This window comes from Candidatus Bathyarchaeota archaeon, from assembly GCA_026014745.1.
In the GTDB taxonomy this organism is placed as follows: domain Archaea; phylum Thermoproteota; class Bathyarchaeia; order Bathyarchaeales; family Bathycorpusculaceae; genus Bathycorpusculum.
The window spans coordinates 449,200-467,987 of sequence record JAOZHS010000002.1; the positions used below are offsets into that span (position 1 = coordinate 449,200).

Consider the following 18,788-nt stretch of genomic DNA (forward strand, 5'->3'; position numbering starts at 1 on the left):
AGAAAGTATCACCTTTTCAAATTAAATATTTTACGCGAAAAACTAAGAAAAATCAAAACGATGACAAACCACATCCACTAAAAAAACCCTAAGGAGGGTAGGTCCGTATTGGCGCAGAAACAGTCTATCAGCATGTTGAAAAAAAGCAATTAAAGGAGAGGGTAGGGTCTCTGAGGTACTCTATCTTCAAAAACAGACAAACATAAACAAAACAACAAAAAATTGCCAAAAATAGGTTAGCCATGCATAGGTCAAACATACAGCGAGCCTCACTCATCGAAACTTTTGTTTCAGCCAAATATCGCTCAGACACTATATTGACTCGACACCTTAGGCGATTGGTGGCCGCGGGCTGAGCTAGTCGACCGAAGTCTTCTAGCTTACACCCCGGCTCCATCAAACTCATCTTTTATGAGAGCCTTCGTCCAGTGAAACTGGAATGGCTGCCTCTTTTCGGGAGAGGCTTCGAGCTTAGATGCTTTCAGCTCTTATCCACAACGGCGTGGCTGCCCGGCGACTGCCTTATCAGACAACCGGTTAACTAGAGGCCACAGCGTCCCGTTCCTCTCGTACTAGGGACCCTTTCCCCTCAAGCAGCCAACACTCCCAGCAGATAAAGTCCGACCTGTCTCACGACGGTCTAAACCCAGCTCACGTTCCCTTTTAATAGGCGAGCAGCCTCACCCTTGGCCCCTTATGCAGGGCCAGGATAGGAAGAGCCGACATCGAGGTACCAAGCCGCGGGGTCGATGGGGACTCTCGCCCGCGACGAGCCTGTTATCCCTAGGGTAATTTTTCTGACACATCCAGCCCCCACCAAAGGGGAGCATGGATGATCGCTAAGCCCGGATTTCTCCTCTGCGTCCCTTACTGTTTGGGACTCAGTCAGGCTGGCTTTTGCCCTTGCACTCTACGGAGGGTTTCTGTCCCCCCTGAGCCAACCTTAGGGCGCCCTTGATATCTTTTCAAGGGCGTGCCGCCCCAGCCGAACTGCCCACCTACCGTTGTTCCAGCCCGCAAGGGGCCGGTGAGAAACACGGTTGCAGAAGGTCGGTGTTCCATTGTTGCCTCCCCCAGGTCCCAGAGAACCCAGGATCGACGGCTCCCGACTACGCTCTGTATCCACAACCGTATTCCAGCGGCAGGCTGCAGTAAAACTCCACAGGGACTTCTTTTCCCGCTGGGAGATCGTGGACTGTTCGTCCACGTTATGTGGTTTCACCGGGTAGTACGCGGGGACAGTGGGGCCCTCGTTGATCCATTCATGCACGTCGGAACTTACCCGACAAGGCATTTGGCTACCTTGAGAGAGTCAGAGTTACTCCCGGCGTTTGCAGGCCCTTAGCCCAGTTGGACCCAGGTTTCAGGTACCTGTACTGGCCAGGATTCAGAAGCCGTTCACAAGCTTTCGCTCTTGCGGCTTCCTGTGTTTTTATTAAACAGTCGAGACCCCTTTGTCACTGCGACCTGCTCTCCCAGCACAAGGCTGAAAGAACAGGCACCCCTTATACCAAAGGTACGGGGCTAATTTGCCGAGTTCCCTCGCATTACTGTATACCCGAAACGCCTTAGGTTGCTAGCCTAGGGACACCTGTGTCGGTTCTAGGTACGATCATAAAGGATCCTTCTTAGTGTGTTTTTCAGTGGCTCCAGAGATCAACTGAACCTCCCTAAAACGGGTGGCTATTCCCAATTTCGCCCAGTTCTCGTCATTACGACACTCCCTGGGTTTATAAGGTTAAACAAGGCGAAGACCTTGCTCAGTTTACCCCGAAACGTCAACACTAAGCTTGCGTTGCCGCGCGTACCTCTATGGTTCCGGAATTTTAGCCGGATTCCCTTTTTCGGCATAATCGGTTAAGTTATGCCTTAGGATCGACTTACCCCCGGCTGATGATCGTTGCCGGGGAACCCTGGCCCCTTCGGCGGAGAAGATTCTCACTTCTCTTTGCTGTTACTACCACCGGGATTCGCAATCCTAATCGGTCCACTGGACCTCACAGCCCAGCTTCTGTCCAACTAGGACGCCTTCCTACCAGCGCAGCTTAAGCTGCGTTCTGAGGTATCGGTGGCTGGCTTAGCCCCGTCAATTTTCGGGGCCGTCAGCCTCGGCGGGTGAGCTGTTACGCTATCTTTGAAGGATGGCTGCTTCTAAGCCTACCTCCCCGCTGTTTAAGGCTGACGACGCCCTTTGGTTTGACATTTAGCCAGCACTTGGGGACCTTAACCTCAGTCTGGGTTGTCCCCCTCTCGGTCGTGGAGCTTACCCCCACTAACCCGTCTCCCAAGGTCTTAGGTGCGAGTGGATTCGTAGTTTGAAAGGAAAGTGGACTCTTTCGAATCCTTGTTTCCCAATCAGTGCTCTACCCCACTAGCTGCCTCGCTTGGGACTGGGCTCAGGCCCACTTCGGAAGGAACTAGCTATCACCAGACTAGATTGGTCTTTAGCCCCTAGCCCCAGGTCTGAGGAACAAATTGCACGTTAGAACCCCTGCGAGCCTCCACTAGGCTTTCGCCTAGCTTCGCCCTGCCCAGGGCTAGATCGTCTGGTTTCTAGTATGTATAGTTATGACTTCGGGCCCTTTCAGACCCTGCGCCTGGCTCTTGCGAGTTGCGCGCTTATCGGTTTCCCTTTGCTTACAAGTTGATGCTTTTAGGCTTGCCATAACTATAAACTCCCCGGCCCGTGTTTCTAGACGGAACGCAAAACCCTGATCCACCTTCCTCGTACTGCCGCTTCACAGCGGTCTCCTATGGAAAGCTTCGTTTCTTTAGGGCCTTGCACGTCTGTAACTATCTGGTTTCAGGCACTTTTCACCCCCATTCCGGGGTACTTTTCAGTTTTCCGTCACCGTACTAGTGCGCTATCGGTCTTGAGATGTATTTAGTCTTGGAAGTTGGTGACTTCCAGCTTTCCACACCAAAGCCATGGTGTGGTAGTCTGGGACTCTCGCTCAACTCTTTCTGTGTTACGTTTACGGGGCTATCACCCTCTGTGGCAGGCCTTTTCAGGCCATTTCAACTTTTTCAGTGAAGAGGAAGCAAGGCCCTTAACCCTACATCTCCCATGCCTTTCGGCACGGGATTCGGTTTGGACTGTTCCCATTTCGCTCGCTGCTACTAAGGGAATCCCGTTTTGGTTTCTTTTCCTCCCCCTACTAAGATGCTTCCGTTCGGGGGGTACCCACTCCGTAAAGGAGTAACGACTCCGTAGAGTCTATGAGAAGTCTCATTCGGGTATCCTCGGTTCTAAGGCTGCTTGCGCTTACCCGAGGCGGTATCGCGGCTTGCCGCGCCCTTCTTCGGCTCTCAAGCCGAGCCATCCTCCAGATAGCGTGGCGTTGTTCGGGCCAATGGTAGTGTCTGTTTGGCGTTTGGTGAAACATTGTTTCGTTGTAGTGTATTGGCGTCGTTGTGTATGTTTGACCTATGCATGGTGTCATTTTAAGCGCCAGTAGCGCCCATTCACCGCTTCACCCCACATCGTGTTCTGGTGTGGGGCTGCATCCTTTAATGGCATAACCCATTTTTTGCTGAATTGCATTAGAAGCGAGGTCGTTTAATATAAGCATATCGTTGCGGTTTCTGGTTGTCGTTCGGCGAGTCGTCGGCTGGTAGCTTCTTCTTCCAATGCAATCTTGGCTCAACATTCCAGGTCAGGGTTGCTGAGTTGCACCCGATAGGGAACTTATCTTAGCAACATCCCATCATATAAGAGTGTCGCTACATATGGAACAACAGCTACAAAAATTGTAACAATTACGACCCACATATCCAGAAAGAGCCGAGCAACCCCTTTGCCCATTCCAACAAGTTAACGCCCATCCCCGCGCGCGCAAAGTTACCTTTTACATCAGACACAGAAAAGCAACCAAACATGAAAAAATACCCACAGAAAACTGCGGCGCAACAAAATAAATCGACATTGAGGTCAAATTATTTGGATACAGGCTTCTAAACAGTTACGCCTTATATACTTTAGATAATGGAGGGGTAGGTCTTTGGGGTCTCCAATCAGGTAACTATGTTTTGGAGCAGTAACTTTTATTTGGGCAAAGTTTTATGTGATGGGTGTATCTGGGTGAATTTGGGTGCCTCGATAGCTCAGCCCAGTAGAGCGGCTGCCTTGTAAGCAGCAGGCCGCGGGAGCAAGGCCCGCTCGAGGCTCCAAAAATTTTAGATAAAGAAAAGTGGGTTGTTGCTTGAAACGCAACCAACGCCGCGCATACCACAACCTAACGTGCGTTTTTCGCCAACATGTTTGGGTCTTTGGTGTTTCTATGTTGTGTCCTATAGGGGGTAGGTGAGGTGCCCGCTTGCATTGTGCTGTCTTTGCCTTCGATGCTTTCTTGTGGATTCTTTGAAAGATTCTGCATACACTCACATGCACATCCTGACTGATTCAACATGGAACTATGGACCGCGTGTGAAGAAAAACAGTTACGCCACACCGAAACAACCGCAGAAAAACGTTGCAACCAACAAAAGCAGCCGCAGACGCAAGCTATCTTGTGGAAATTCCTAAACCGCAACACCCACACAAAGAGAGAAAAACCGATTTTACCCTTTGAATAATCGGAGAGGGTAGCTGCAGAGAAACGTGGTTTTAGGCTTCGGGTTCTTCTTCGCCTTTCGCCGCTAGCTTCGCCTTGATCGCTTTCGTGTCAGTAATAACCAGCTTGTATTTGCGGGCTTGCGTGGAGACGATTTCGTTCTCAAAGAGCTTCTTGAGTGACTTGAACACTTTCTTAGATGGCTCACCAGTTTTGTCCGCTAACTCCTGAAGAGACAAATCTTTGCCATCAGCCTGAAGGGTTGCTACAACTTTTTCATCAGTTTTGTTTAGTTTCATTTTTCATTACCCCGGACAGTATTGGTACGGTTTGTATTGATGTGAGTTGGCTAAAGTATTTTACGGTATATAGAGCTGATTTCTCATAGGCTATTTAGCGACTGAAGTCTTTCTCACGGCATAACCGTTTAAGGGACAAAAGAAAAAGAGCAATACCAGAGAACCGATTAAGCTGTGGCTAACAACTGGTTACCACAAGCGCTTATTACATACAATAATCTCATTAAAAATGCTTATTTTACAACATATTTTGGCGATTAAAATGAAAAATTTTAAAAATATAAAAACCAAGCGAACGCTATATACAGCAATAATCATAATTTTGATTGCCTCACTAATAACAGCCATTTCACCCAACGTAACGACTGCACAGATGGCAGATAACAGCCTAGGAGTCCCCCACTATTATGGCCCCTACCCCAACTACGCAACCAGTCAACTCCCCACTGTCACAACCGACCCTAACACCGGAAGCATAACCTCGGTTTCAGGAGGCATCCGAAAATTCATCGATTCTCTGCCGCTAGTAGGCGAAAGCGGCGCAAACAACCTTGGCCAATACATACCCGAAGCCGTGGCAGACACAACAACTTACCCCGGATGCGATTACTACGAGATTGCACTCGTAGAATTCACCCAACAAATGCACACAGACCTAACACCAACCACCCTACGCGGATACGTACAGCTTGAAACACCCGCAAATTATGACATAAGCAAACATTATCCACTCAAATACCCCGATGGGTCAGACATCCTTAAAGTAGACGGTTCACAAGCAATCGCAATAGACCGACCTCGCTACCTCGGCCCCCTAATCACAGCACAAAAAGACGTCCCTACCCGCGTTACATTCACCAATTTCCTCCCAACAGGTATGGACGGGGACTTGTTTTTACCAGTTGATACAACAGTCATGGGAGCAGGCATGGGACCCATTCCGATGCTAAACCCTGACGGCTCAATAATGTACAACCCCGATGGAACCATAATGTATGAATCCTACACCCAGAACCGCGCAACAGTACATCTTCATGGCGGAAACACCCCCTGGATAAGCGATGGAACAGTTCACCAATGGATTACACCTGCTGGAGAAGACACAGTCTACCCCAAAGGAGTAAGTGTACAATATGTTCCCGACATGTGGTTTGTTAACGGTAATGTGATTCCCGACACTATCGGTCAAACAACTCCCCCTGTTCCAGAAGCATCCAATAATCCAGGAGCAGGCGCCCTCACATTCTACTACACTAACCAACAAAGCGCAAGACTACTCTTCTATCACGACCACTCATACGGCATTACCCGTCTAAATGTCTACGCAGGAGAGACAGCGGGATACATAATCCGAGACAGCACCGAACAATCATTAATAAATCAAGGCATAATCCCCCAAAACGAAATCCCACTAATCATCCAAGACAAAACGTTCGTTCCCGACACAACCACACCCATAACTAACATGTATGGCACATTTGCCTCTCAACTTGCCTTCCAAGACCCCACTTGGGATACAGCGCGATATGGAGGAACAGGAAACCTATGGTACCCACACGTTTACATGCCAATGCAGAACCCCGGAGACCCCTCGGGACAGAACCAATTCGGCAGATGGCAATACTCCCCATGGTTCTGGCCGCCATATACACCCACACATGGACCAGTCGCTAACCCATATTATAACCCACTTGACCCCAACAACCCCATGGAACCAAAACTTATCCCCGGAACCCCCAATCCGTCAATGCCCGGAGAAGCCTTCATGGACACACCAGTCATAAATGGCATCGCCTACCCCTATCTGGAAGTACAACCCCAAACCTATCGCTTCCGCATCCTAAACGCTGCAGATGACCGCGCGTGGAACCTACAATTCTACGTAGCAGACAACACCACCGTAACATTTGATGGCAGAGTTAACACAGAAGTTAAAATGGTTCAAGCTAGCTACAACTCAACATATCCAGCAGGTTGGCCCACAGATGGTAGAGACGGAGGCGTCCCTGACCCCGCAAACATTGGACCATCATTTATCCAAATTGGCAACGAAGCAGGTTTCCTCCCCCGCCCAACAGTTTTGCCAACTCAACCAGTTGATTGGAACTGGAACCAAGGCAATTTCGACTTTGGCGTACTCCTAAAATACACATTACTATTAGGTGCAGCTGAACGCGCTGATGTGCTCGTTGATTTTTCGCAGTTTGCGGGTAAAACACTTATTCTCTATAATGACTGCCCGGCCCCAGTCCCAGCCAATGATCCTCGACAAGACTACTACACAGATAATCCGGACCAAACGGATTCAGGAGGCGCCCCAAGCACTATCGCAGGCTACGGCTCCAATACGCGGACAATAATGCAGATTCGAGTAGCAAATACAACCCCCGCAGCACCTTATGACCTCGATGCATTGAACAAAGCCTTTGCTTCAACAGCGACTACTCAAGGTGTTTTTGCCGCATCTCAGAAGCCCATCATCGTTCCAGAAACAACGTACAATTCAGCATACAACCAAACCTTTACAAATACCTACGGCACCATCTACGATAATTCACTAACCTTTACACCAATCAACTCTGCCACTTCAGTTACAATTCCGCTGCAAAACAAAGCCATACATGACGAAATGGGTGGAGCATTTGAAGTGGAATATGGTAGAATGTCGGTGATGATGGGTGTAGAGCAGCCAAAATCAACACCCTACACGCAGACCACAATTCTGTATAACTATATGGATTCACCCACCGAACTCATCAAACCCTCCATAGTCGGAACTCAAATCGGTACATTAGATGACGGAACCCAAATTTGGCGTATCACCCAAAACGGCGTAGACACACACCCAATGCATTGGCACATGTTTGACGTACAGTTAATTAACAGAGTAGGATGGGACAATCTTATTCGACCGCCAGACGCAAATGAACTCGGCTGGAAAGAGACAATCCGAGTTAACCCACTTCAAGACATCTATATTGCATTGCGACCAATCGTTCCCGACCTACCATTCGATTTACCTAACAGTATTCGCCCAATGGACCCCACGCTACCTCTTGGAGCCACCATAAAGACCAGCACGTTCATAATGGACCCCACCGGTCAACCTATCACTGAAATAAATAATGAAATCAACTTTGGCTGGGAATACATGTGGCATTGCCATATGTTAGCCCATGAAGAAATGGATGCAATGAGACCCATCGCTTTAGCGGTTCCACCAAAAGCGCCATCAGATTTGAGTGTAATAGGTTTCGGAAACAGAGCAACCTTAACATGGAAAGACAATGCACTTAGCGAAACAGGCTTCACGATACAGCGTGCAAATGACGCAAACTTCGTCACTGCAATAACACTGGCGACTGTTGGAGCAGGCACCACCACCTATATTGATACCACGATCAGCCCAAGAACTGCATACTACTACAGGGTACAAGCAAACAATTTGGTCGGCGACACAACAGTATATACCGGAGCAAATGGCTTCCCAACTCTGCAGGCAAATTCAGGATGGTCAAACACTGCTGTTCTCAATGGACCAACACCTCCCAATGCACCATCAGATCTCAGAGTCACTAATGTTGCCGCTAACAGAATCAGTCTAGCATGGACAGATAACTCGTTCAACGAATTAGGTTTCATAATTCAGGTGGCGACCGACAGCGCATTTACACAGAATGTACGAACCTTTTCTGTTCGGGCAGGCGTAACGACATTTACCGATACCGGTGTTACAGTCAACAGACAGTACTACTATAGAGTGTTAGCGTACAATGCTGCAGGAAATTCAGCGTGGTCCAATGTAGTCAATCCCTCCACCAATCCACCAACCGCGCCCTCCAATTTAGCTGCCTCAAATATAGCGCGAAGAAGCGTAACTTTAAGCTGGACAGTCAATTCTAACAATCAAAACGGCTTCACTATTCAAAGAGCCACTAATGCAGCTTTTACTGCAAACGTAAGAACCTTCAGTGTCGCAGCAGACACCAACGTCTACCTTAACAATGCACTTACACCAAACACCCTATACTATTATCGTGTTCAAGCCTACAATGGAATTGGTTCTTCATCGTGGTCAAATGTGATCTCTGTAAGAACAATACCCTAAGTTTAGGAACCACTCCTAAACTCCCCTTTTTTAATTAACAAATGGAGACAAAAAAATGAATAAAAAACACAAGAAAATCATAATCACAAGTATCATCATCACGTTAACAGTTAGTCCGATGCTTTTACTAAATTATCTTTTGACAGCAGATTCCACACCAACCATCACCTTTACCTTCGACAATGGTCAACCGATTCTGACAACAAAACAGAATACCCCAATAATCCAAACAGTGGATAACCTGACACTGTTAATCAGTTCCCCCAATGATAAAAAAAGCCCCGCTTTTTCAATACAAAGCTATGAAACCACATTTGTTCGCTTATCCCAATTCTCAGGTAACTACCTCTTTGACAATAAACCAACCTCAGAAGCACTAACTCTACAATTTGACCAATGTTTGTGCAGCATACAATTAACATTCGCCACGATCGAATATTGTGGCGGAGAAGGCACTAATCCCAGCAGAATTACACTTACAGCATATAGAGACACCATGGATTCAACACCTATTGGAGAAAACAGCGCAGAAGGCGTCTTCGGAGTCGACGCATATCCTCAAGGCACACTTACGTTTGATTCAACCACACCATTCAATGTATTAAAAGTAGAATTGCCCATTCAGGGACCAGATAAAGCCAAAGACTTCTATATAGACAACATCAGTGTTCGCATCGTAGCATAAAATCGGCAAAAAAACGGAAGCATCACAGGGTTTAGTAGTAAACTGTTTTCTATTCACAATAAATTTTAGGCTTCGGACTTTCAATCCGTTTTCTGAGCTTCATCAGTTTTAAGGGCAGCTTTCTTTTCCGGCGCCACCTTGAGCCCATGGTACTCGTACATGATGCGGAGCGCGTCACGGATGGCTTCGTTGCGGCTGTTATAGACCCCTTTCTCGATTAGGGTGTTTAGAAGGTCAAGGTAACGTTTAGTTAATCGGATAGTTATTCGTTCTCGTTTGTTTCCATCGGACACGGATTCATCGCCAACAGAGATTAATTTAGGTGTACGAATGGTACATCTCTATGTACCCACTACGCACCCACGATATAAGTTCTTGGCAGACACCAAGACACCATTTATCTGCCACTACAGGGGGCGCCAAATAAACCTTACCGCTAAAGAAGACAAAAATTCGGGGCTTCCTTAACGAAAAGTGCCCATTATCACTCGGTACCCACTTTCCCTTGATAGAATCGTGCAGTTGCCGAAGGTTTTTTCAAAAAGGGCAGGGAGGGCTTTGGCGCCGATTTTGCTGCGAATCACCATCTGGAATGTGCCGTTAGTTGCCAATACTTTGGGCGCCTGTGATATTATTGCTTTGACTGTATCCATACCCGCACTTACTGGCGGATTGGACAGAACACAGTTGAAGAGTGTGCCTTCCACGGGTTCGTATAGGTAACCATACTTTACTTCGGCATTAGAAATCCGATTGGCGGATAGGTTCTGTTTAGCTAAGCGTACCGCGCGGATGTTTACGTCTGTTAGTACGACGTGGAGTTGGGGGTTTGTGGCGGCTGCCACGATGCCTACGGCGCCATATCCGCATCCGATGTCGAGCACGTTGCCGGTTTTTGGTAGAACCATGGCTTCGATTAGGATTTGGGTGCCGTTGTCGATTTTGCGTTTGGAGAATACGCTTGAGGAGGTTAAGAACTGGAAGTTTTTGCCGAGGAGGTTAGCTTTGATTATGCCGAATTGGTCGTTGCATTTGGGGGCTGAGGTGAAGTAGTGTTCAGTGGGTTTTGGGGGTTTGGTCATGGGGTTTTTCACTGCCCGTCTTCCAAACTTTCGGGTAAGTTCCTCGGGGCATAAGCACCCGCGCCAAAGATGCAGCCTCGCCATGGTTCAAGTCAAGGATTTCTTGGGTTGAGAGGGTTGCTTTTCCCAGCGCGATTACTTCGCCTTTGAGGGTAAAGATTGCGACCATGGAGGTTTTTTCTATGCCGCTATCGACCGATAGAATGCCTGGGATGGTGAGGTTGGCGCCGTGGCAGAGGGCGTCAACAGCAGAGTCGCGGACAACGATTTTGGGGAGTTGCGCCAACGCGTTTTCCATGGGTTCAATAAATTTATGCAGATAAGCAGGGTCCTTGGTGGTTTGGTACTGGCTGAAGTAGTAGGCAACGTCGTGTAGGGTGACGCATTTTGGGCTGGATTCCATGAAGGGTCCTGCGCGGCTACGGCGGAGTTCTTGCATGTGTGCGCCAACGCCAAGGACTTCTCCGATGTCGAAGCATAATTTGCGGATGTAGGTTCCGCCTTCGCATGCGACTTTGAACAGCACGTTGCGACCATCACGTTCGAGGTAATCGATGTAGTAGATGCGGCGGGTGCGGATTTGTCGTTTGACCGCAGAACGGAGGGGTGGGCGTTGGTAGATTTCGTCTTCAAACTGGCTAAGAACATAGCGGATTTGGGATTCGTCCACGTCGCCGTGGAGTTTAAGCACGCAGACGTATTCTTTGCCGCTGTATAGGAGGGCTTGAACCATTTTTGTGGCGTCTTCAAGTGTGATGGGTAAGACGCCTGTGACTTTGGGGTCGAGGGTTCCGCCGTGTCCGATGGTTGGGATTTGGAGGATTCTTTTGGTCCATGCAGCGACCTCGTGGCTTGTTGGGCCAGCGGGTTTGTCGAGGTTAATGGTGCCAAATTGGATGATTTGATTGGGTGAGCGCTCCGCTGGTTTGCAGCCGTAACGCGGGTCAGTTGAGTCTTCGGCTTTTATGCGGGTTTCACGTTTGGTTTCCCAAGGCGGAAGGGTTCGAGGCACAGGATAGCTTCTCCTACCAGACAAAAAGAAAGTGAAGTAATTAAAGGTTAAAACACGAAGGGGTTTACTCGTCTTCGGTCATGGCTTCAGTTAAGCCTTGAGCCTGCAGAGCAGAGGCAACATCATCGTCAGAGGCGCCACGTTTAATGTCGAGCTTCTCTGGCAGCGGCATAACATGGCCAATGTTGACGCGGCGGCGTTTAATGCCAGTAACCTTTTTGGGTCCGGTAACTAATACGAAGCTTTTATCCATGACGTCAATGATGACACATTTACTGCCGGCTTCACGACCAGCCACTTTAATGCAAATTCTACCGACTTCAATAGCGGGCATGTTTAGAGTTCTCCTAAAAAGCAATACTACCATCGGGAAATATAAAGCCTAACACTACGCTAACCAGAAAAACGGCGAAACCCACAGCTCAATAGGCAACATAAGGCTATCGGGATAGGACAGTTGGAGGTACCTACCGCTCACTTATTTTTGGCGAGGATTTCTACTGGTTTTCAACATGCTAATGAGCTGTTTCTGCGTCAATAGTGACCTACCCCCCTTAGGTTTCTGCATAGAACCACTAATAGGCTCCAAATATGCCCGCTTAGCCCCTCCCCTCTATCGTTTCTGCATAGATTGGATATTAGCATCCAAATAAACCCCAAATCGGTTAGTTGACAGCAAAGCAAACAGCAGAAAAAGATGTCTACAGAGGGTTTTGTTGAATTTGTGTGCTGGGTGCTCTGATGTAGGGAACCAAGGGGAAAACCTTTGAGGAGATACCCTACCTCTGGAGGCAATGTGTTTCGAGAGCTTCTTCAGAGCACCTTTCAGCCGATTGTTTGGTCAAAATCTTTTGCCTCATGTATAACGATAGGCGCTGTTTTGCCTACATATCAAATTGGATGCGGTTTTCCGCAGACAAAAAACTCTATTGATAAAAAAATCCTAAACTTTTTTTAAAAAATAAAGCATCATATCAGCTTGTTCGTGCCCAAGTGGTGTCGAAGTAGATTTGGCAAAGGGCAACCAGAGCAGGGTTAGTGGTCCACAAGTCAGGTCCTTTTGTTAAGTGTATGTTGGGGTCTAACGCAATCGAGGCGGAGACTCCATCGAAAATGATTATGGCAGCAACGGACGAGTTGGGCGTTGTTTTTAGTTCAAAATTTGGGTATTTTTGTAGAGTACTGTTGACCCATTTGGGGTTTGAACAGTTAGGCGGTTTATCCGTCAGTATTCGCACTACCACGCCTCGTTTAAGGGCCTCTTTTAAAAGAACCTCGAAAAGAAAACACGCTTTTTTAAAACGCCCCCAGCTAGTAACCATTTCAAACCTTTGCTCAGTCTCAGATAGGGCGTTTTGATATTTTTTGGATAGGTTGCCTTCGCAGATTTCACCAAAAGAGGGCCTAACAATAACAGAGGGTAACTGCTCGGTTTGGTTGAACTTTTTGGATAGGTTTTTTACTTTTTGGGTTAGGTGTGTCAGGTCAATTGTTTTCTGGTTTAGCAGTATCGCTAAGCCTTCTGAGACGGGTACAGCGGTATAAGTTGTGGGTAACGTAACGTTTTGCCTAACTAAGCCCAACAGTCGCAGATCATCAAGTAAAGGATAAACCTCTTGGCGATTAATTACGGCTAATTTCGCAATCGTACGCGCCCTAGCCTCGCCACACCTCAGAAGGGCCAAATAGACATGCGCCTGCCTACTAGAAAGACCTAAACCAATTAATGTATCCACATCTTCGATGCTAATTCGCGGTTTATCGGTATAAATGGGGATGATTTGGGCAGATTGTAAGTCGACGCTTAAAGATTGAAAATCGCAGTCTGTTTCTTCGGGTTCTTTGGCATTATGAATAGCAAAATCGGTCAACCGACTTTTTTTCCGAGTACGCATTTAGCTATTATTTCGGAATTTTACCTTTTAAATCGCTGTGATGGATAAACTATACATACGATAGTATAGTAAACAAATGCAAATACATTAAGCGGTTTAGACTATTTTAGTAAAATAATTAAAGGTTAATACGTACTATGAAAAAAACTAAGACGGTCACCAATAATGCCTGAAAATGAAAACTCATTATCAATCCGGAAAGTAGTTCCGTCTTCAGACCAAGAAGAAATAGACATCCTTGTAAATTTAGGCTGTTCGTTCTCTCAATCCCGCGTCTATTTGGCTTTAATCCAGAATGGCAGTTCCACTATAGGGTCAATCGCAAAGGTTACGGGAATACACCGAGAAAACCTATACAAAATCATCCACAGCCTCATACAGAAGGGACTTGTCGAACAAGAAGTAGATTCCCCCAGCAAGTACTACGCTTTGCCACCCGACGAAGTATTGACCATGCTGATTAATCGTAGGCAAACGCAGATTTCCCAACTTAAAATACAATCAGAAGCAGTTGTAGAAAAGCTAAGGAAAAAAAGGTTACAAAATGCTGTAGGCGAAAACGAAAATGCACACTTTATAGTAGTTTCAGGAAAGGATATTGTAATTGAGCGGCTTAAAAAAGTGCTTGATAAAACTCAAATCAGCGTCGATACAGTGACTACCCAATTACGTTTTTCTCAAGCGATAATAGAATTCGCCGAAGGTTATCGGCAAGCCTTAAAGCGAGGCGTAAAAATTCGATTAGCAACAGAAAAATATGTTCCTGAAAAGGAAGCACTTGAAATTCTAAAAGAACTAACAAAGAATCCCGATTTTCAAGTCAAATGTTTTCCCAATCCTTTACAGGCTATTGCGGCAATATTCGATAAAAAAGAAGCCCACGTTTCAATATCCGTGACCGCTAACCTTTCAGGCGCGGCGGGTTTATGGTCGAATAATAGCTGCTTTACAGCGATAGCACAGGCTTATTTTGAAGAAAAATGGAGAAATTCAACCAATTTACTCTAACAGTGAAACAACATAAAAAAAATTAGATAGCCGAGGCAGAGTTCTGTGTTCTATAGATTATGGTTCTGTTTTTGTTCGTTTTTTCAAGAATACGAAAACGAAGGGCAAAATTATGAGGACAAAAGTAACGAGAAGAAGATATGTTGCGTTTGGCGTTGAGGGCGCATCGTTGTCTGATGGGCTGCTGGAAGCTGGTGTTTGGGATGCTGACGGCGTCCCAAAATTTGAACCACCGTAGCCTAATGCTTCACAACTAATGACGTCTCCTGAATCTGCCCAGAGCATCACTTCAATGTAGGATACACTCCCCTGATGAAGAGAGGTTAGGGGCAAATCAACAATCCAGATGGGATACAGAACCGTGTAGTCCCCGCTGGACAAAAACGACACGTGTGAACGGATGTGTTCTTGGGCGATGTCGCTTGTGGAAATAGAGTAGTTTGTGGTTGTGTGTTGTAGGGCAATGTCTTGGGCTTCTTGCTGGGAAGTATTGACCTCGGAGTTGCCTAACGTGTAGATGCTGCGGTCGTCGTGGAAATCTGTAACTTCTGAACCCTGCACGCTCAATCTGAGTCGATTATAATCCGCATCGCGAACCACGTTGCCGCAGGTTATCAGCGTTCGGTCGCCTTGAACGTTCACTTCTATTAGGAGATTGTCAACCGTTTCGGTAGAATTAACCGAAAAATCAGTGTTCTCTAGTAAAGTTCTGAATTGTGTTAGTTGGGCGTCGCCGCTGTAGGTTTGGTAGCGTTGCAGAAAAGCCAAAGCTGCAGCTTTAGTGTCAGAAGCCAAGGGCAAAGCATAGTATGGGGGTCCTTGCGACAACTCATCGAACGAGCAGGTGGTTAGGGTGGAGCCCCAAAAAGTGAATGACACAGTCAAAACGCTTGTGCCGCAGCGGTCAGGTGAAATCAACAGCCCCGTAGAGTCAAGCCGATATTGACCCGTAGATTGAAACATGTTTGCAGAGCTGTTTGCGGTCAGAAGCGCCTGATACTTTGAGAGGTCAAGCCCAAAGACTTTATCCAAAAAATCCAGTACCTTTTCGGTGTCTACGGGTGGCGCAGCTTCTGCAAAGTCTAATGGCACAACAAATGCACCTAAAAGGATGGATAGAACAATGACTGCTTGAAACGTTCTGTTTAGGGGAAACCTCAGTACACGTTTTGGCATCGCTTAATTGACCTCTTTAGGGCTGCGTTAACCGATACGTACGGGGTGGGTGATGCCATAAGAGGCTTTTCGTCAAACATATTTGACTAACCAAAAAATAGTCTTAGTCAAGGTTTCTTGACAAAGTTAGCGGGCGAGTTCCCGAATGTTTTAAAGCGTAGGGCTGACATTAGTTGTTTGCAAGTTCAGGGGTTTGCTTTGAATTCAAGTTACCATTACATGCAGTTGCCACGCGAAGTCATCGTTGGACGAGGCACCCTTAACTGTATCCCCGACGTTGCACGGCGTCTGGGGCTGCACGGCAAGGCGCTAGTTATTTCGGGGCAGAGAAGCTACGATTTAGCGGGCCAAACCATCTGCAGCTTTTTAGAGCAGTCAGGATTGCGTGTAGATGTGGTCAAGATTAAAACCATGAACGAAGCCGACCTCGTCTTAATTGAAGAACAAATCGAAGACGTGGAACCACAGGTTCTCTTCGGCGTAGGCGGCGGCGCCATAATCGACGCAGCCAAAATCAGCTCCTGCACCCAAGACGTCCCCTTCATAAGCGTCCCCACCACCGTCAGCCACGACGGCATCGCCAGCCCCCTCGCATCCTTTAAAGGCTCAGATAAACCCTACTCCATCCTCGCCCAAGCACCCCTCGCCATCATCGCAGACACAGAGGTCATCGCGCAGGCGCCATGGCGATTTGTGGTCAGCGGTTGCGGAGACATCATATCAAAATTCACCGCCGTCAAAGACTGGAAACTAGCACATCTAGAAAAAGACGAATACTACGGCGGTTACGCAGCCAGCCTTGCATTGATGAGTGCCAAGCTAGTAACAGAAAATGCCCAGTTAATTGTTAACCGAGAGGATGAGGGGTTGCGGGTGCTTTTGGAGGCATTGATTAGTTGCGGTGTTGCCATGAGCATCGCGGGAAGCAGCCGACCCTGCAGCGGAGCAGAACACCTCTTTAGCCACGCGCTTGACCTAATCAGCCCCAACCACGCCATGCACGGCGAACAATGTGGAGTTGGCGCGATTTTCACTTCTTTTCTGCACGGCTCCAATTGGCAACGCATAAAAGCCACTCTCAAACAGATCGGTGCACCCACCACAGCCTACGAATTAGGCGTTAAAGATATGGATGTGGTGAAAGCGTTGCAGGTTGCAGTGCAGATTCGCCCCGAGAGGTACACTATTCTGCATAAATTGAACTTGAATTTTGACGCCTGCGAAACGGTAGCCCGCGCGACAGGCATTATTTCTTAGGAACGCGTAGGGGTTGGAGCAGGGCGAATTGGTTGCCTTCAGGGTCCTCTGCCGCAGCTATCCAGCCGACTTCGGGCACTTCCTGTGTAGGTTGGGTGACTTTGCCGCCGAGCTTCTCAATCTTTGCTAAGAAGCTATGGATGGATTCAACCGCGAAATAATTGATAGGTTTGCCTTCGGGAATCTGCTTTTTGTACATGCCGCCATTGACGCCGGGACGCTGCATCATGCCGTTCTCGTCCGTTGGAACGGTCTGGATGACCCAATAATCAATCGGTCCAGGCGTCTGCGTTATTTTCCAGCCAAACACCTGCTCATAGAAAGTTTTGAGTTTCTCAACGTTATCGGCTGGGATTTCAAAATGGATTATTGTGTGGTCCATTTCTGGTTTTCACCTCCCTCACAAGAGGATATTGAAATGGTAAACGACTACAATATCTACTATAGAGCATGAGGAATTAAGAGTTTCCTTGAGCCAACAGAGTTAGAGGCTTACTGTAATTTGCATTGCGTTGAACCCTAAAGGGCACTTTGCGCACAGTCACCGTTTATTCAGCAAAGATACTCACAAGTAGGTCATGAGAAAGTAAACAAAAAATTAAGAAAGAAAAGAATGGTTAAAGAATTTACTCTTTAGCTTTTGCTTCTTCGACAGGAGCAACGGGTTCAGGGGCTGGGACAGGTGCGGCGGCGGGTTTAGGTTCAGATTTGAAGGTTTCCACGAAGCTTGTTTCAGCGAGTTCAGGTAGGAATTTCTGGATATCCATTGCGATGCCGCGTTTTGCGATTTGGACGCCTTCTACGTAGAAGGTGTCTTCAGGCATGTCGATGGTGAGGCTTTGGTCTTTTAGGGTTAGTTTGAATTTGGATTCTTCCACTACGGGGATGCGGCGGTGAATAAGTGCGCCGATTTTAGCTTCAGCGGTGTCGAGTTTTTTGGTTGCGGTGACATCGTAGATGAGGGTTCTGCCTGCAAGGGGTGGGTTGAAGTCAAGTAGCACGCGGCCTGCGCCTATGGCACGGACTGTGGCTTGTTTGCCTTGGAATTCGATACGGGCGCCGATAACGGGGTTGATTTCTTTGGCGTAGAGTTGTTTTATTGGGACGCGGCGGATTTTTTCGGGGTCACGTGGACCAAATGCTTTGTCCGCAGGTATCTCTACGGTTTGGGCTTGTTCTATCTCCATGCTTAGGAGGGATTCGTCGAGGGCTTTTAGCACCCAGCTTTCGCCGACAACGACGAGTTTAGGTTCATAAATTTCGCCTTCTTTGTGAAGGTGCTCTTTTTTTGCAACGTCTTCTTTGGTAGTGTCGAAAACTTCGTTTGTCTCTTTTACTTTGGCTACGTAATCGATTAGTATGAAATCTCCTTTTTGTAGGGCCATCTTGAATCATCCTTGTTTTAACGGGGAACTGTAAGAGTTTCAAACGCGCATAAAAACTTTGTCCAGCAAATAACAGGGTTACGTTTCCTACGCAAACAATTCAGACAAACGCTAAGAAAATTTAGAGTTCGGCGTGTTGATTAGTTAAGACGTCGCTTATCGAGTGGATTTCGTAATGGTTAAAAAGCCGTCGGAGGGCGTCTTTGACAATTTCAGCGTGGTTCTCATAGAGGCCACCTTTGATTAGGCAATCCATACCTTCAAGGTATGGGGGCGCCATAGCTACTGTCACCTGTTTCCGTTGGTTCGTCACAATCTTCCATTTCTC

The 18,788-nt window shown here is 47.3% G+C and carries 16 protein-coding genes, 1 tRNA gene and 1 rRNA gene; 6 read left to right on the forward strand and 12 right to left on the reverse strand.

What is annotated here, in order from left to right:
• Positions 1-318: 318 nt before the first annotated feature.
• A 23S ribosomal RNA gene (locus NWE92_09025) occupies positions 319-3,353 on the reverse strand.
• A gap of 740 nt (positions 3,354-4,093) precedes the next feature.
• Between NWE92_09025 and NWE92_09030 the strand changes: the two genes are divergently transcribed.
• A tRNA-Thr gene (locus tag NWE92_09030) sits at positions 4,094-4,170 on the forward strand.
• A gap of 65 nt (positions 4,171-4,235) precedes the next feature.
• Here the strand turns inward: NWE92_09030 and NWE92_09035 are convergent.
• On the reverse strand, positions 4,236-4,376 hold the full coding sequence (locus NWE92_09035; GenBank protein ID MCW4029771.1) for a hypothetical protein: 141 nt from the start codon (positions 4,374-4,376) through the stop codon (positions 4,236-4,238).
• A gap of 31 nt (positions 4,377-4,407) precedes the next feature.
• Here NWE92_09035 and NWE92_09040 point away from each other — a divergent pair, with 31 nt between their 5' ends.
• The gene (locus tag NWE92_09040) at positions 4,408-4,575 is read left to right on the forward strand and encodes a hypothetical protein (GenBank protein MCW4029772.1); all 168 of its coding nucleotides are present in this window, start codon (positions 4,408-4,410) and stop codon (positions 4,573-4,575) included.
• Between the two features lie 31 nt (positions 4,576-4,606).
• Here the strand turns inward: NWE92_09040 and NWE92_09045 are convergent, their stop codons facing one another.
• Positions 4,607-4,852 (reverse strand): Lrp/AsnC family transcriptional regulator, encoded by a 246-nt coding sequence (locus tag NWE92_09045; GenBank protein ID MCW4029773.1) that lies wholly within the window; start codon positions 4,850-4,852, stop codon positions 4,607-4,609.
• Positions 4,853-5,114: 262 nt separating this feature from the next.
• Here NWE92_09045 and NWE92_09050 point away from each other — a divergent pair, with 262 nt between their 5' ends.
• Together NWE92_09050 and NWE92_09055 are read left to right on the forward strand one after the other, a co-directional pair.
• On the forward strand, positions 5,115-8,960 hold the full coding sequence (locus tag NWE92_09050; GenBank protein MCW4029774.1) for a fibronectin type III domain-containing protein: 3,846 nt from the start codon (positions 5,115-5,117) through the stop codon (positions 8,958-8,960).
• A 55-nt stretch (positions 8,961-9,015) separates the two neighbouring features.
• Positions 9,016-9,645 carry a hypothetical protein gene (locus NWE92_09055; GenBank protein MCW4029775.1) on the forward strand — a complete coding sequence of 210 codons (630 nt, stop codon included), beginning with the start codon at positions 9,016-9,018 and terminating at the stop codon, positions 9,643-9,645.
• A gap of 80 nt (positions 9,646-9,725) precedes the next feature.
• Here NWE92_09055 and NWE92_09060 read toward each other — a convergent pair whose 3' ends face one another.
• From NWE92_09060 to NWE92_09080, 5 genes are all read right to left on the reverse strand, one after another.
• Complete coding sequence (locus NWE92_09060; GenBank protein ID MCW4029776.1) at positions 9,726-9,938, reverse strand: ribbon-helix-helix domain-containing protein; 213 nt, start codon at positions 9,936-9,938, stop codon at positions 9,726-9,728.
• A 171-nt stretch (positions 9,939-10,109) separates the two neighbouring features.
• Positions 10,110-10,727: a methyltransferase gene (locus tag NWE92_09065; protein MCW4029777.1), complete on the reverse strand. Its 618-nt coding sequence runs from the start codon at positions 10,725-10,727 to the stop codon at positions 10,110-10,112.
• Complete coding sequence (locus tag NWE92_09070) at positions 10,702-11,739, reverse strand: RNA-guided pseudouridylation complex pseudouridine synthase subunit Cbf5 (GenBank protein MCW4029778.1); 1,038 nt, start codon at positions 11,737-11,739, stop codon at positions 10,702-10,704. Before NWE92_09070 ends, NWE92_09065 begins: the two co-directional genes overlap by 26 nt.
• A 64-nt stretch (positions 11,740-11,803) precedes the next feature.
• On the reverse strand, positions 11,804-12,073 hold the full coding sequence (locus NWE92_09075) for a 50S ribosomal protein L14e (GenBank protein ID MCW4029779.1): 270 nt from the start codon (positions 12,071-12,073) through the stop codon (positions 11,804-11,806).
• 640 nt (positions 12,074-12,713) lie between these two features.
• The gene (locus tag NWE92_09080) at positions 12,714-13,634 is read right to left on the reverse strand and encodes a hypothetical protein (protein ID MCW4029780.1); all 921 of its coding nucleotides are present in this window, start codon (positions 13,632-13,634) and stop codon (positions 12,714-12,716) included.
• A gap of 165 nt (positions 13,635-13,799) precedes the next feature.
• On the opposite strand from NWE92_09080, the gene NWE92_09085 reads away from it, so the two are divergent.
• Positions 13,800-14,642 (forward strand): hypothetical protein, encoded by an 843-nt coding sequence (locus tag NWE92_09085; protein ID MCW4029781.1) that lies wholly within the window; start codon positions 13,800-13,802, stop codon positions 14,640-14,642.
• A gap of 57 nt (positions 14,643-14,699) precedes the next feature.
• Here the strand turns inward: NWE92_09085 and NWE92_09090 are convergent, their stop codons facing one another.
• Entirely contained in the window at positions 14,700-15,734 is a 1,035-nt protein-coding gene (locus NWE92_09090) for a hypothetical protein (protein MCW4029782.1), read from the reverse strand.
• Between the two features lie 282 nt (positions 15,735-16,016).
• On the opposite strand from NWE92_09090, the gene NWE92_09095 reads away from it, so the two are divergent.
• The gene (locus NWE92_09095) at positions 16,017-17,075 is read left to right on the forward strand and encodes an NAD(P)-dependent glycerol-1-phosphate dehydrogenase (GenBank protein MCW4029783.1); all 1,059 of its coding nucleotides are present in this window, start codon (positions 16,017-16,019) and stop codon (positions 17,073-17,075) included.
• Here the strand turns inward: NWE92_09095 and NWE92_09100 are convergent.
• The 3 genes from NWE92_09100 to NWE92_09110 form a co-directional block, all read right to left on the reverse strand.
• Positions 17,065-17,457, reverse strand: coding sequence for a VOC family protein (locus NWE92_09100; protein ID MCW4029784.1), 393 nt, complete (start codon positions 17,455-17,457; stop codon positions 17,065-17,067). The two genes, NWE92_09095 and NWE92_09100, sit on opposite strands and share 11 nt — an antisense overlap.
• A 244-nt stretch (positions 17,458-17,701) precedes the next feature.
• Positions 17,702-18,460: a peptidylprolyl isomerase gene (locus NWE92_09105; GenBank protein ID MCW4029785.1), complete on the reverse strand. Its 759-nt coding sequence runs from the start codon at positions 18,458-18,460 to the stop codon at positions 17,702-17,704.
• A 121-nt stretch (positions 18,461-18,581) separates the two neighbouring features.
• A complete protein-coding gene (locus tag NWE92_09110; protein MCW4029786.1) occupies positions 18,582-18,740 on the reverse strand; it encodes a hypothetical protein in 159 nt (52 codons plus the stop codon).
• Positions 18,741-18,788 lie beyond the last annotated feature (48 nt).